At 66.6% G+C, this 13,890-nt stretch carries 13 protein-coding genes and 1 pseudogene; 10 read left to right on the top strand and 4 right to left on the bottom strand.

Annotated elements, in window-relative coordinates; all coding sequences use genetic code 11:
- Positions 1–161 precede the first annotated feature (161 nt).
- From ACVWZM_RS28950 to ACVWZM_RS28925, 6 genes and pseudogenes are all read left to right on the top strand, one after another.
- Complete coding sequence (locus ACVWZM_RS28950; RefSeq protein WP_168855845.1) at positions 162–632, top strand: tRNA (cytidine(34)-2'-O)-methyltransferase; 471 nt, start codon at positions 162–164, stop codon at positions 630–632.
- Between the two features lie 10 nt (positions 633–642).
- Positions 643–1,276 (top strand): annotated as a pseudogene (gene queE / locus ACVWZM_RS28945) (7-carboxy-7-deazaguanine synthase).
- A 27-nt stretch (positions 1,277–1,303) separates the two neighbouring features.
- The gene (locus tag ACVWZM_RS28940) at positions 1,304–1,669 is read left to right on the top strand and encodes a 6-pyruvoyl trahydropterin synthase family protein (RefSeq protein WP_076830472.1); all 366 of its coding nucleotides are present in this window, start codon (positions 1,304–1,306) and stop codon (positions 1,667–1,669) included.
- A 2-nt stretch (positions 1,670–1,671) separates the two neighbouring features.
- A complete protein-coding gene (hemF, locus tag ACVWZM_RS28935) occupies positions 1,672–2,568 on the top strand; it encodes an oxygen-dependent coproporphyrinogen oxidase (protein WP_210262578.1) in 897 nt (298 codons plus the stop codon).
- Positions 2,559–3,299, top strand: a complete 741-nt coding sequence (locus ACVWZM_RS28930) for an HAD family hydrolase (RefSeq protein ID WP_028338635.1) — start codon at positions 2,559–2,561, stop codon at positions 3,297–3,299. The genes hemF and ACVWZM_RS28930 overlap by 10 nt, the downstream gene beginning before the upstream one ends.
- Before the next feature lie 114 nt (positions 3,300–3,413).
- The gene (locus ACVWZM_RS28925; protein WP_456855423.1) at positions 3,414–3,689 is read left to right on the top strand and encodes a DUF2158 domain-containing protein; all 276 of its coding nucleotides are present in this window, start codon (positions 3,414–3,416) and stop codon (positions 3,687–3,689) included.
- A 155-nt stretch (positions 3,690–3,844) separates the two neighbouring features.
- On the opposite strand, the gene ACVWZM_RS28920 is transcribed toward ACVWZM_RS28925, so the two are convergent.
- The 4 genes from ACVWZM_RS28920 to ACVWZM_RS28905 are packed head-to-tail and all read right to left on the bottom strand — an operon-like array spanning position 3,845 to position 6,667.
- The gene (locus ACVWZM_RS28920) at positions 3,845–5,101 is read right to left on the bottom strand and encodes a CCA tRNA nucleotidyltransferase (protein WP_057016981.1); all 1,257 of its coding nucleotides are present in this window, start codon (positions 5,099–5,101) and stop codon (positions 3,845–3,847) included.
- On the bottom strand, positions 5,098–5,361 hold the full coding sequence (locus ACVWZM_RS28915) for a DUF6111 family protein (RefSeq protein ID WP_057016980.1): 264 nt from the start codon (positions 5,359–5,361) through the stop codon (positions 5,098–5,100). Before ACVWZM_RS28915 ends, ACVWZM_RS28920 begins: the two co-directional genes overlap by 4 nt.
- Positions 5,358–5,993 carry a CoA pyrophosphatase gene (locus ACVWZM_RS28910; RefSeq protein WP_371852161.1) on the bottom strand — a complete coding sequence of 212 codons (636 nt, stop codon included), beginning with the start codon at positions 5,991–5,993 and terminating at the stop codon, positions 5,358–5,360. The genes ACVWZM_RS28915 and ACVWZM_RS28910 overlap by 4 nt, the downstream gene beginning before the upstream one ends.
- Positions 5,994–6,025: 32 nt before the next feature.
- Positions 6,026–6,667, bottom strand: coding sequence for a DUF1285 domain-containing protein (locus ACVWZM_RS28905; protein ID WP_057016979.1), 642 nt, complete (start codon positions 6,665–6,667; stop codon positions 6,026–6,028).
- A gap of 241 nt (positions 6,668–6,908) precedes the next feature.
- Between ACVWZM_RS28905 and ACVWZM_RS28900 the strand changes: the two genes are divergently transcribed.
- The 4 genes from ACVWZM_RS28900 (at position 6,909) to ACVWZM_RS28885 (ending at position 13,848) form a co-directional block, all read left to right on the top strand.
- Entirely contained in the window at positions 6,909–7,913 is a 1,005-nt protein-coding gene (locus ACVWZM_RS28900; RefSeq protein ID WP_038386028.1) for an AAA family ATPase, read from the top strand.
- On the top strand, positions 7,913–8,854 hold the full coding sequence (locus tag ACVWZM_RS28895) for a DUF58 domain-containing protein (protein ID WP_076830268.1): 942 nt from the start codon (positions 7,913–7,915) through the stop codon (positions 8,852–8,854). The genes ACVWZM_RS28900 and ACVWZM_RS28895 overlap by 1 nt, the downstream gene beginning before the upstream one ends.
- Positions 8,854–11,664 carry a DUF4159 domain-containing protein gene (locus tag ACVWZM_RS28890; protein ID WP_456856792.1) on the top strand — a complete coding sequence of 937 codons (2,811 nt, stop codon included), beginning with the start codon at positions 8,854–8,856 and terminating at the stop codon, positions 11,662–11,664. Before ACVWZM_RS28895 ends, ACVWZM_RS28890 begins: the two co-directional genes overlap by 1 nt.
- Positions 11,665–11,784: 120 nt before the next feature.
- The gene (locus tag ACVWZM_RS28885) at positions 11,785–13,848 is read left to right on the top strand and encodes a hypothetical protein (protein ID WP_456855422.1); all 2,064 of its coding nucleotides are present in this window, start codon (positions 11,785–11,787) and stop codon (positions 13,846–13,848) included.
- Positions 13,849–13,890: the final 42 nt, after the last annotated feature.

Raw genomic sequence — 13,890 nt, 5'->3', positions numbered from 1 at the left:
CACCCCAAATGGCGGAACAGCAGTCCAGAATCGTTCTATTGGCACCCTTGCCGGACGAGCGCAAGCCCGCTATCGGCTCGCACACGTGCAATGCACGAAATCCGCGCCGAGCGATGTTTTATTGAGACAATTTCATCCGGATTTCACAGGCCGCCCGCACCATGCAGATCGCGCTGTTCCAGCCCGACATCCCCCAGAATACAGGGACGATTCTACGCCTCTGCGCTTGCCTGGACGTGGCAGCCCATATCATCGAACCGGCGGGATTCGACACCTCGGACCGGAATTTCCGCCGGGCGGGTATGGACTATCTCGACCATGTGCGGTTGAAGCGTCACGACTCATGGTCGAAATTCGAGGAATGGCGGGCCGAGGCCGGATGCCGGCTGGTGCTGTTCACGACAAGGGCGGCGAAATCCTATCTTGATTTCGCGTATACGGCCTCCGATGTCCTGCTGTTCGGGCGCGAGACGGCAGGGGTGACCGACGCGGTGGTGGCCGCTGCGGATGCGCGGCTGGTGATTCCGATCCGGCCGACCATGCGTTCGCTCAATGTGGCCGTCACGGCGGCCATGGCCGTCGGCGAGGCGCTGCGGCAGACCGGTTCAGGAATCGCCGGTTCGGCAACTTAAGGGATTTTTGGTGAGCTACACGGTCAAGGAGATCTTTCTCACCCTGCAGGGCGAAGGCGCCCATGCGGGCCGCGCCTCCGTGTTTCTGCCGCTTCGCCGGCTGCAACCTCTGGAGCGGCCGCGAGCAGGACCGCGCCGGCGCGGTCTGCAAGTTCTGCGACACCGATTTCGTCGGCACCGACGGCACGCTGGGCGGCCGCTTTGCGACCGCCCAAGAGCTGGCCGGCACCATTGCCGCGCAGTGGACGGGAGGCGAGGCCGACCGCTACGTGGTCCTGACCGGCGGTGAGCCGCTGCTGCAGGTCGACGCGGCCTTGATCGATGCCCTGCACGGCCACGGCTTTGCGATCGCGATCGAGACCAACGGCACCATCGTCCCGCCCGACGGGCTCGACTGGATCTGCGTCAGTCCCAAGGCCGCGGCCGAGCTCGTGATCCGCAAGGGGCACGAGCTCAAACTGGTCTATCCGCAAATGGAGAACGCACCGGAGGATTTCGCCGGCCTCGCCTTCGAGCGCTTCTCGCTGCAGCCGATGGACGGCCCCGACGTGATCGAGAATACTGAGCGGGCGATCGCCTATTGCCTGAAGCACCCGCAATGGCGCCTTAGCGTGCAGACGCACAAGTCGCTCGGCATTAGATGAACTAACAGAATCGGGTTGTTGAACGAGATGTGGGAATTGACGAAAGCGTTTCGGTTCGAGGCTGCGCATGCGCTGTCCGGAACGACCTTTGGCGCCGCCAGCGAGGAGATTCACGGCCACTCCTTTCGAGCCGAAGTTACCGTCCGCGGCACGCCCGACCCCGCGACCGGTATGGTGGTCGATCTCGGCCTCCTCGAACGCGCCATGGCCGAGGTGCAGAAGACGCTCGACCATAAGTTCCTGAACAAGATTGAGGCGATCGGCGTGCCGACGCTGGAGAATCTGTCGCGCTTCATCTGGGAGCGCTTGCAACACGCAGGCAAGCTGACCCGCGTCAGCGTCCATCGCGACAGCTGCAACGAAAGCTGCACCTATTTCGGCCCGCAAGGTTAGTCATGCTGCCAACAGATCCCGCCATCATCGAGGACCGCAAGGCGCGTGCGCGCGGCTGGTTCGAGGCGCTACGCAACGACATCTGCGCCGCCTTCGAGAAGCTCGAGGACGACGCCCCGTCCACGCTTTATCCCGGCGCCGCCGGCCGGTTCGCGCGGACCCCCTGGGACCGCACCGACCACACCGGCAAGCCGGGCGGCGGCGGCGTGATGTCGATCATGAAGGGCCGGCTATTCGAGAAAGTCGGCGTGCACTGCTCGACCGTGCACGGCGAGTTCGCCCCCGAATTCCGCGCGCAGATTCCAGGTGCCGCCGACGATCCACGCTTTTGGGCGTCGGGCATTTCGCTGATCGCGCATTTGCGCAATCCGAATGTACCCGCCGTGCACATGAACACCCGCTTCGTCGTCACCACGAAGGCGTGGTTCGGCGGCGGCGCCGACCTGACGCCGGTGCTGAACCGCCGGCGCACCCAGGAGGACCCCGACACGGTCGCCTTCCACGCCGCGATGAAGGAGGCGTGCAGCGGACCGAACGGCGTCGCCGACTACGACAAGTACAAGAAATGGTGCGACGACTATTTCTACCTGCCGCACCGCAAGGAAGCCCGCGGCATCGGCGGCATCTTCTACGACTGGCACGACAGCGGCGACTGGGAGGCGGATCTCGCCTTCACCCAGGACGTCGGGCGCAGCTTCCTGAAGATCTATCCCGACCTGGTGCGGCACAATTTCGCGGCCGCCTGGAGCGCGGAGGATCGCGACGAGCAGCTGGTCCGCCGCGGCCGCTATGTCGAGTTCAACCTGCTCTATGACCGCGGCACCATCTTCGGCCTGAAGACCGGCGGCAATGTGGATTCGATCCTGTCGTCGCTGCCGCCGGAGGTGAAATGGCCGTGATGAACCTGCCGCGCGCGATGCTGATCGACATGGATGACACCATCCTGTCGGCCTATGGACGCCCCGAGATCGCCTGGAACACGATCACCACGGAGTTCGCCGCGGAACTGGCGCCCCTCCCCCCGGATCAGGTCGCGACCGCGCTCTTGGCCTATGCACGGCAATTCTGGTCGACCGCCGAGCCGATCTGGCGGATCAAGCTCGGCGAGGCTCGGCGGCTCACCGTGAAGGGCGGCTTCGCGGCGCTCGCGGCAGCCGGTCACCGCGCGCTGCCGGACGATCTTGCGGACCGCATCGCCGATCGCTTCACCGCCTATCGCGAGGAAGAGATGTTCGTCTTCCCCGGCGCGCATGAAGCGATCGATGCGTTGAAGGCGCTCGGCATCAAGCTCGCGCTGGTCACCAACGGCGCCGCCGACATGCAGCGCGCCAAGGTCGAACGCTTCGCGCTCGGCCATCGCTTCGATCACATCCAGATCGAGGGCGAGCACGGCTTCGGCAAGCCGGAGGAGCGCGCCTACCTGCACGCGATGGAAGCGCTCGGCGTCACCGCATCCGACACCTGGATGATCGGCGACAATCTCGAGTGGGAAGTCGTGGCGCCACAGCGGCTTGGCATCTATGCGATCTGGATGGACGTGCACGGTGTCGGGCTGCCGCCGGGATCGACCATCAAGCCCGACCGCATCATCCGCTCGCTGAGCGAACTGGTTCCTGCCGCGCGCAAATAGCGCATCGCGGCCGTTTTCCACGTCAATTCCATTGAAGCTGGCGCCGGCCGTGATTTGGCTGTCATCACCGGTCGCTAGCCTGCCGCCCGCGTCATCCAGCGCGGAGGGAAAACCATGGAACTGAAACCAGGCGATGTTGTCATGCTGAAGTCCGGCGGCCATCCGATCACGGTCGTCGAAATCGACGAGGACAAGGTCGAGTGCCTGTGGATGGGTACGGACGGCGACGTGTTTCGCGAAACCTTGCCGCTTGTCGCACTCGAATCGACCGAGCTCGATCCGGAGGACGATGAAGAGGAAGACGACGAAGACGAGGACGACGCGGAAGAAGAGGACGACGAGGACGAAGACGACGACGGCGACCGCAAGAAGAAGCGCAAGGCGGCGTGAGATCAGTTGGCGCGATGCTGACTGGCAGATGCCGGCAGCATCGCCTCCATGCGACGTTCGACCGATCGTCGTTCAGCCAATCGTCACCGTGCCGCCGCTGACCACGGCGGCATCGAGACGTCGGCAAGAAAACTCAGAGAAAACTCAGAGGAAATTCAAAGCCGATGGTCGCGGGTGAAACGGGCCGCGGTCTGGTCGGCGATATCAGACAGTATCTTCGGCTCCAGCGGAAAGTCCGCGGCCAACCAGGCATCCTCCGCCAGGGTCAGGACATGTCCGAGTGCCGGTCCCTCGGCAATGCCGCGCGCGATGAAATCCGACGCCCGCAACGGAAAGTGCGGCGCGCGCCAGCGCTCCGGCAGCGTGGCGAGCGCGCGCCATTGATCGACATCCTGGCCCGCGCCGGTGCGCGCCCAGGCCAATAGCACCCGGTCGCGATACGGCTCCTCGTCGAGCCGGTACAGCCTGCGCCTGGCATGCGCCTCGTCCATGCCGGGCAAGCGCCACCAGCGATGGCCCATCGAATCGAGCGCCTTGGCCTCGGCGTTGGAGAGCCGCAGCCGGCTGGCGATACGCCGCGCGTCCTCGGTCACGGCGACCGTCAGCGCGGCGAGCCTTCGCATCGCGCTCGGCGCGAGCTTCATCAGCCGCTCGATCTCGATCATCGCCGCGAACGGTCCAGTATAGGCGATGCCGCCGAACAGCGGCTGCAGCAAACCACCGTCACCCATCGCGACCATTGCACTTGCGGCGCCGTTCGCGACCACGAGCTTGAGCATCTCCATGCGGATCCGCTCGGCCGACAGGCCGCTCAAACCGGCGCGCCCGCCGATGCAGGCGAGATAGCCGGCGCGATCGACCTCGCCCGCGCCGTAGGCGGCGTGGAAACGGAAGAAGCGCAGGATGCGCAGATAGTCCTCGGCAATCCGCTGCGCGGGATCGCCGATGAAGCGCACGCGCCTCGCCTCGATGTCGGCGAGGCCGCCGACGTGATCGTGCACGACGCCCGAAGCGTCGACCGACAGGCCGTTGATGGTGAAGTCGCGCCGCTCGGCGTCACGCACCCAGTCGCGACCGAACGCCACCCTGGCCTTGCGGCCATAGGTCTCGGTATCCTCGCGCAGCGTCGTCACCTCGAAGGGCTGGCTGTCGACGACCAAGGTCACCGTGCCGTGCTCGATGCCGGTCGGCACGCTCTTGATGCCCGCCCGCTTGGCGCGGCGGATCACCTCCTCCGGTAGCGCCGTGGTGGCGATGTCGATGTCGGCGAGCGGAATCTGCATCAAGGCGTTGCGCACGGCCCCGCCGATCACCCGCGCTTCCTCGCCGTCGGCATTGAGCAGATCGAGCACGCGCGCCGCGGGCCCGGAAGCGAGCCATGGCGCGTCGGACAACAGGCGCACCTCGCTCATTTCTCAACTCCCGGCACCAGCTTGCCGTTCTCGATATGGGCTGGAACGTAGATCGAATTCGGCGGCGCGCCAGTCAATTCGGCCAGCAGCACGAAGCTCACGATGACCATCACCAGCGCCACCAGCGTCAGCTTTGCGATCATGTCGAGCGGCCATGACGCCGGCAGCGTCACGCCGGACCGCGTCGCGATGAGGAAGATGGCATAGACCGCGAAGGGGACCAGAAAGATTCCGATCTCGGTCAATACCGTGCGGATCATGACAGATAGATCCGCTCATACAGCACGCGCAGGATGCCCGCGGTCGCGCCCCAGATGTAGCGCTCGGCGAACGGCATCGCGTAATAGGACCGGTCCATGCCGCGGAATTCCTTGGTGTGGATCTGATGATTCTCGGGATTCATCAGGAAGGCGAGCGGCACCTCGAACGCATCGACCACCTCCGCCTCGTTGATCGCAAGCGTGAATCCCGGCTTCACCTTGGCGACCGTCGGCAGGATGCGGAAGCCGAACGCGGTGCCATAAAGGTCGAGATAGCCGACCGGGTCGATGAATTCCCGCTTCAGTCCGACTTCCTCGCAGGCCTCGCGCAGCGCGGCATCGAGCGGCGAGGCGTCGGTGGCGTCGATCTTGCCGCCGGGAAACGAGATCTGGCCGGCATGGCTCGACAGATTGGGCGAGCGCTGCGTCAACAGCACGGTCGGCTCGGGGTGATCGACCACCGGGATCAGCACCGCGGCCGGCCGCACCGGCTGCTCCTGCGCCACGATCTCGAGCATGCGGTCGTTGCCGGAATCTCCGGTGCGCGGAATGATATGCGGATCGACCAGGCCCGGCGGCACATCGAAAGTGAGCCGCGTGCGGGCCCGCGCGAAGAATTCCGTCGAGCTGATCGTCGCCGGCTCCACCTTCAGCAACGGCTCGTTCAAAGTGCGTCCCTCACCTGACTGGCATCGGCCATCGCGAAGAACTCGCCGCCGGACTCGATGCCGAACATCTCCTGACCATCGACCATCCGCTGCTCGCCCATGTCAACCAGATCGTAATAGAGCGCGCGGGTGACCTTGGCCCACAGATCGGCGCGGACGTGCAGATAGGGCGTCAATCCGCCGTCCTCGGCCGCCTCGAATCTGAGGCCGTGGCCTTTCTCGCAATCGACCCAATCGTCGACATTGGTGCGGAACCTGAGCAGGCGGCCGCGCGCGTCTTCCCCGGCCTGCATTTCCACGGCAAGGAACGGCGCGTCATCGACGCGGATGCCGACCTTCTCCACCGGTGTCACGAGAAAGTGCTTGCCGTCCTCGCGCTTCAGGATCGTGGAGAACAACCGCACCAGCGCGGGGCGGCCGATCGGCGTTCCCATGTAGAACCAGGTGCCGTCAGGCGCGATTCGCATGTCGAGATCGCCGCAGAATGGCGGATTCCACAGGTGAACCGGCGGCAAACCCTTGCGTCCGGCCGAACCCGATGTCGCAGCTTGATTGGCGGCCGTGGTGAGCCCTTCGAGACCCTTGCTCCCGAGGCCCGTAGTTTCCCTGCCGGAATCGCTCTGCCCTTGCTTCGCCATTGTTTGCCTTAAAGTTTCCTACCTTCAATCTGGCACGTTTGGTGCACATATCCTGAGATGTGGTCGGGATGTCATTCTCGCCACATCGTGATGCCGTTCATACCCTGAAACACCGATAAGGTGGGGATAGTTTAATTCAACGAATACATGGCCTTCGCTCAGGTTTAGCATGAGGGCCGAGATGACGACAGATGATGACGACGCGCCGATGTGCGCGCATCGTCAAGAAGGAGCGGATCGAATGGCTGGTGCAGACAGCGTCGAGAAACTGGAGGATGTGATCGTCCGTTCGGCCGAGCAGGTCGCGGGCCAGATCAAGGCCGCCAAGGAAGCGGTCTCCACCGTGATCTTCGGCCAGGAGCAGGTGATCGAAAACACCCTGGTGACGATTCTGTCGGGCGGCCACGCGCTGTTGATCGGCGTGCCCGGCCTCGCCAAGACCAAGCTGGTCGAGACCCTCGGCGTCACGCTCGGCCTCGATGCCAAGCGCATTCAGTTCACCCCCGACCTGATGCCGTCGGACATTCTCGGCGCCGAAGTGCTCGACGAGAGCTCGGCCGGCAAGCGTTCGTTCCGCTTCATCGCAGGTCCCGTGTTCGCGCAACTGCTGATGGCCGACGAGATCAACCGCGCCAGCCCGCGCACCCAGTCGGCGCTGCTGCAAGCCATGCAGGAGCAGCACATCACCATTGCCGGCGCGCGGCATGATTTGCCAAAGCCGTTCCACGTGCTCGCGACACAGAACCCGCTGGAGCAGGAAGGCACCTATCCGCTGCCCGAGGCGCAGCTCGACCGCTTCCTGATGGAAATCGACGTCGACTATCCCGATCGCGACGCCGAGCGGCGCATTCTGTTCGAAACCACCGGCGCCGAAGAGGCCGCGGCCAAGCCGTCGATGGACGCCGAGACGTTGCTCACCGCGCAACGCCTGGTGCGGCGGCTGCCGGTCGGTGATTCCGTGGTCGAGGCGATCCTGACGCTGGTCCGCGCCGCGCGTCCCGGCACCGAGGGCGGCGAGGCCGGCAAGCTGATCGCATGGGGCCCGGGTCCGCGCGCCAGCCAGGCCTTGATGCTCGCGGTGCGCGCCCGTGCATTGCTCGACGGGAGACTCGCGCCGTCGATCGACGACGTGCTCGATCTCGCCGAGCCCGTGCTCAAGCACCGCATGGCGCTGACGTTCTCGGCGCGCGCCGAGGGTCGCACCATTCCCGACGTGATCAAGCAACTGAAGACCCGGATCGGTTGATGGCCGCAGACAACAGGCACCACAACGAGGAGATCCTTGCGGTTCGACGTGCCGATGGCGAAAGCCGAACGCTCGCCGCATCGCTGCCGCGTCTGGTGCTTGAGGCCCGCCGTGTCGCTGCCAACGTCATCCATGGCCTGCACGGCCGCCGCCGCGCCGGCTCGGGCGAGAATTTCTGGCAATACCGCCGCTTCGTCTCCGGCGAGCCGTCGCAGCGCGTCGACTGGCGCCGCTCGGCACGCGACGACCATCTCTATGTCCGCGAGCAGGAGTGGGAAGCCGCGCACACGGTGTGGATCTGGCCCGACCGCTCGCCGTCGATGGCCTTTGCCTCGCGCGAGGCGCGCGACAGCAAGCTGGAGCGCGGACTGATCGTAGCCTTCGCGCTCGCCGAGTTGCTCGTTGCGGGCGGAGAACGCGTCGGCATTCCCGGCCTGCTGAATCCGACGGCAAGCCTCAACGTGATCGACAAGATGGCGGAAGCGATGTTGCACGACGAGAAGACGCGCGCGAGCCTGCCGCCGTCCTTCGTGCCGTCGTCGCTGGCCGAAGTCGTCGTGTTGTCGGATTTCTGGTCGCCAATCACAGAGATCACGACGATGCTGGCCGGGCTTTCCTCCTCCGGCGCGCACGGCACCATGATCCAGGTCGTCGATCCCGCCGAAGAGACCTTCCCCTATTCCGGGCGCGTCGAATTCGTCGAACCGGAGATCGGCAGCGTCATCACCGCGGGCCGCGCCGAGAGCTGGGCGAGCGATTATGTCGCCCGGGTCGCGCTGCATCGCGACCAGATCCGCGGCGAGACCAATCGGCTCGACTGGCTGTTCTCGACCCATACCACCAGCCGCTCCGCTGCCGAGCTGCTGTTGTTCCTGCATGCCGGCATGATGGTGAGCAAGGGCGGCGGCCGCTCAATAGTCAAGGCGGGACGCAGCGCATGATCGCAGGCCTCCCCCTCTCCTTTGCCGAACCGCTGCTGCTGCTGGGGCTGGTCAGCCTGCCGGTGCTGTGGTGGCTGTTGCGCGTGATGCCGCCGCGGCCGCGCCGGATCGAATTCCCGCCGACGCGGCTATTGTTCGACATCGCGCCGAGGGAGGAGACACCGTCGCGCACGCCATGGTGGCTGACGCTGCTGCGGCTCGCCGCCGCCGCGCTCGTCATCTTCGCAGCCGCCGGCCCGATCTGGAATCCACAGACCGGCGTTGCCGCCGGCAAATTGCCGCTGGTGATCCTGCTCGACGACGGCTGGAGCGCGGCCTCGAGCTGGGATGCGCGGATCAGGGCCGCGGACGAACTGATCGCCAACGCCGACAGCGACCGCCGCGGCGTCGCGCTGGTGCCGCTGTCCGAGCCCGCGCGCGACATCACACTGATGCCGGCCGGCGCCGCGCGCGTCGCGCTGCGCCAGCTCGCGCCGAAGCCCTACTCGGTCGATCGGGTTGAAACTCTCGGCGCGCTTGGACGTTTCCTCAAGTCGACCGGCGACTGCGACATCGCCTGGCTGTCCGACGGCGTCGACACCGGACGCGGCAGCGAATTCACCGAGGGGCTCGGCAAGGTGATCGAGAGCCGCAATCTGACGATCTATGCGGGCGGTGCGCAGTCGGCGCAGGCGCTGGTCGCGGCCGAGAACGCCGCCGCCAAGATGACGGTGAAGGTGCTGCGCACCGAGAGCGGCATCGCGGCGGGAACGGTACGCGCGGTCGACGCCAAGGGATCGCCGATCGGCGAGGCGCGCTACACATTCGGACCGCAGGATCGCGAGACCGAAGCCGCCTTCGATCTTCCGGTCGAATTGCGCAACGACATCGCACGGCTCGAAATCTCCGGCGAGCATTCGGCCGGCGCCGTGCAGCTGCTCGACCGGCGCTGGCGCCGCCGCGCCATCGGCGTGGTCTCGGGTGCGAGCAACGACACCGCGCAGCCGCTGTTGGCGTCGACCTTCTATCTCTCCCGGGCGTTGTCGCCATTCGCCGATGTCAGGCTCGGCGATCGCGGCGCGCCGCAGCAGGTGATCGGGCAATTCCTCGACCAGCGGCTGCCGATGATCGTGATGGCCGACGTCGGCACGCTATCGCCAGAGATTCGCGACCGGCTCAATGCCTGGATCGAGCAAGGCGGCGTGCTGGTGCGCTTCGCAGGTCCGCGCCTCGCCCAGGCCGATGACGACCTCGTTCCCGTCAAGCTCCGCCGCGGCGGACGCACGCTCGGCGGCAGCCTGACCTGGGAGAAGCCGCAGCACATGGCCTCGTTCGCCGCCGATGGCCCGTTCTCGGGCCTCACCGTGCCGAAGGACATCACCGTCAACCGCCAGGTGCTGGCCGAGCCCGACGCCGTGCTCTCGACCAAGAGCTGGGCCTCGCTGGAGGACGGCACGCCGCTGGTCACCGGCGAGCGTCGCGGCAAGGGCGTTGTCAGCCTGTTCCATGTCGGCGCTGACATGCGCTGGTCGGATCTGCCGATGTCCGGCACCTTCGTCGAGATGCTGCGCCGGCTGATCGACATGTCCGGCTATACCTCGAAGCCCGGCCCGGGCGTCGCCAGCGATCCCAATGCCGAGACGGTTGCGCCGCTGCGCACGCTCGACGGCTTCGGCGTCTTCGGCCCGCCGCCCTCGAGCGCCAAGCCGATGTCGGCGGACTATCGCGATCGCGGCACGGCCGACCATCCGCCCGGCTTCTACGGCACTGCCGAGAGCCCGATCGCGGTCAACACGCTCGCCTCCGCCGATCGCATCGCGCCGCTCGACACCTCGGCCCTGCGCGCGACGCGTGCGAGCTACACCAACGCCGAGCCGCGCGATTTGCGCGGCATCATGCTGTCGACGGCGCTGGCGCTGTTCCTGCTCGATGCGATCGTGGTGGCCATGCTCGGCGGCGGCCTTGCAGCGCTGATCCGGCGGCGCGCGGCACCGGCCGTGCTCGCGTTGGCCTTCATCCTTGCGACCACGATGGTGCCCTCGCCGAGCCGCGCGCAGAACGCCAGCAGCGACGACTTCGCCATCAAGGCGGTGTCGCAGACGCGGCTGGCCTACGTCGTGACCGGCAATGCCGACGTCGATTCCATCGTCAAGGCGGGGATGTCCGGACTGACGCTGTTCCTCGGACAGCGCACCGCGCTGGAAGCCGGCGATCCCGTCGGCATCGATCCCGCGCGCGACGAGCTGACGTTCTTCCCCCTGATCTACTGGCCGATCGTGCCCGGCGCGCCGAAGCCGCCGCAGGACGCCATCAACAAGATCGACGCCTACATGAAGCAGGGCGGCACGGTCATCTTCGATACCCGTGACGCCATCGAAGCGCCGCCGGGGGACAGCGGCTCATCGCAAACGCCCGGCATGCAGACGCTGCGCGAATTGCTGTCGACCCTCGACGTGCCCGAGCTCGAGCCGGTGCCGCGCGAGCACGTGCTGACCAAGACGTTCTATCTGCTGCGCGACTTCCCCGGCCGCTTCAACTCCGGTCAGACCTGGGTCGAGGCGCTGCCGCGCGAGGACGACGACGAGGCTGCGCAGCGCCCGGCGCGCGGCGGCGACGGCGTCTCGCCGATCATCATCACGTCGAACGACCTCGCCGGCGCCTGGGCGATCCGCCCCGACGGCCAGCCGATGCTGCCGCTGACGCCGGGCGAGCCGCGCCAGCGCGAATTTGCCTTCCGCGCCGGCGTCAACATCGTGATGTACACGCTGACCGGCAACTACAAGGCCGACCAGGTGCACGCGCCTGCCTTGATCGAGCGGCTGGGACAATAGAGATGCAAGTGCTTCAGCTGCCAACACCGTCATTCCGGGATGGTCCGAAGGACCAGACCCGGAATCTCGAGATTCCGGGTTCGATGCTTTCGCATCGCCCCGGAATGACGGAGTGACGTCATGAACTACGGCATCGCGTTCACACCGCTGGTTCCTTCGCTCGTGCTGTGGCTCGCGCTCGGCGCGATCGTCGTCATTGCCGTGCTGCTGCTTGTGTCGCGCGCGCGGGGCGCCGCGGTGCGGGTCGCGGCGCTGGCGCTGATCCTGCTGGCACTGGCCAATCCCTCCTTCACCCGCGAGGACCGCGAGCCGCTGTCCTCGGTCGCTGCCGTCGTGGTCGACAAGAGCCCGAGCCAGAATTTCGGCACGCGCAACCAGGAGACCGACATGGCGCGGCAGGCGCTGGTCGACAGCCTGAAGCAGATCAAGGGCCTCGAGGTCCGCGTCGTCGAGGCCGGTCAGGCCGATGGCGAGACCGACGGAACGAAGCTGTTCGGCGCGCTGACGTCGGCGCTGTCGGACGTTCCGGTCGAGCGCGTCGCCGGCGCCTTCATGATCACCGATGGCCGCGTGCACGACATTCCCGCCAACGCCCAGGCGCTCGGCTTCCAGGCGCCGGTGCACGCGCTGATCACCGGCCGCAAGGACGAGCGCGACCGCCGCATCGCGATCACCGCCGCGCCGCGCTTCGGCATCGTCGGCCAGACCCAGACCATCACCTTCCGGCTCGACGACCAGGGCGTCACCGGCGAGCGCGCCAAGGTCACGATCCGCCGCGACGGCGAAGTGATCAACGAGCGCACGCTGACCAGCGGCCAGACCTCGAGCGTCGACATCGACATCAAGCACGCCGGGCCCAACATCGTCGAGATCGAGGCCTCGCCGCTCGAGAACGAGCTGACGCCGGTCAACAACCGCGCCGTGGTCGCGATCGACGGCGTGCGCGACAAGCTGCGCGTGCTGCTGGTTTCCGGCGAGCCACATTCCGGTGAACGCACCTGGCGCAACCTCTTGAAGTCCGACCCCAGCGTCGATCTCGTGCACTTCACCATTCTGCGTCCGCCGGAGAAGCAGGACGGCACGCCGATCAACGAGCTGTCGCTGATCGCGTTTCCGACCCGCGAGCTGTTCCAGCAGAAGATCAACGAATTCCAGCTGATCATCTTCGACCGCTACGCCCGCCAGGGCGTGCTGCCGATCGCCTATTTCGACAACATCGCGCGCTATGTCCGCGCCGGCGGCGCGGTGCTGGTGTCCGCCGGTCCCGACTACGCCTCGACCACCAGCATCTGGCGCACGCCGCTGGACTCCGTGCTGCCGGCCGAACCGGTCGGCGTGACCGAGAAGCCGTTCTACGCGCATCTGAGCGATGCCGGTAAGCGCCATCCGGTGACGCGCGGGCTGGAAGGCTCGAATGCCGAGCCGCCGCATTGGAGCCGGTTCTTCCGCACCGTCGATACCCGCAACGCGATCAATCCGCCGGTCATGACCGGAGCCGACGGCAAGCCGCTGCTGCTGCTGTCGCGCTTCGGCGAAGGCCGCGTCGCGCTGCTGCTCTCGGACCACATCTGGCTGTGGGCGCGCGGCTACGAGGGCGGCGGCCCGCATCTCGATTTGTTGCGGCGGGTGTCGCACTGGCTGATGAAGCAGCCCGACCTCGACGAAGAGGCGCTGCGCATGCAGGTGCAGGGTAAGGATCTCATGGTGGTGCGCCAGACCATGGCCGACACCGTATCGCCGGTCACCGTGACGTCGCCGAGCGGCACCACGCATGAACTGACGCTCACCGCCGGCGATCCCGGCGAGTGGCGCGCGACGCTGCCCGCCAACGAGCTCGGCCTGTGGCAGGCCACCGACGGCACGCTGAAGGCGCTGATCAATGTCGGGCCGACCAACCCGAAGGAATTCTCGGAGGTCACCTCGACCACCGACATGCTGAAGCCGCTGGCGCAGGCAACCGGCGGCGACGCCCGGCGCATCGTCGACGGTTCGAGCGTCGACATGCCGCGCGTCGTGCCGGTACGCTCCTCCTCGATCTTCCGCGGCGACGGCTGGCTCGGCGTCAAGATGCGCGACGCCAGCGTCGTGAAGGGTGTCGGCGTGCTGCCGATGTTCGCCGGCCTGGTTGGCCTGCTGCTGTTGCTCGGCGCATTCGCGGCAACATGGCTGCGCGAGGGACGCTGAGTCCGGCCGGGCTCACGTCTGCGTTGCATCAAGCACACACAG

The organism is Bradyrhizobium sp. USDA 4501, from assembly GCF_054062115.1.
Note: the sequence above shows the minus strand (reverse complement) of the source record. Positions and strands in the feature narration are given on the sequence as shown.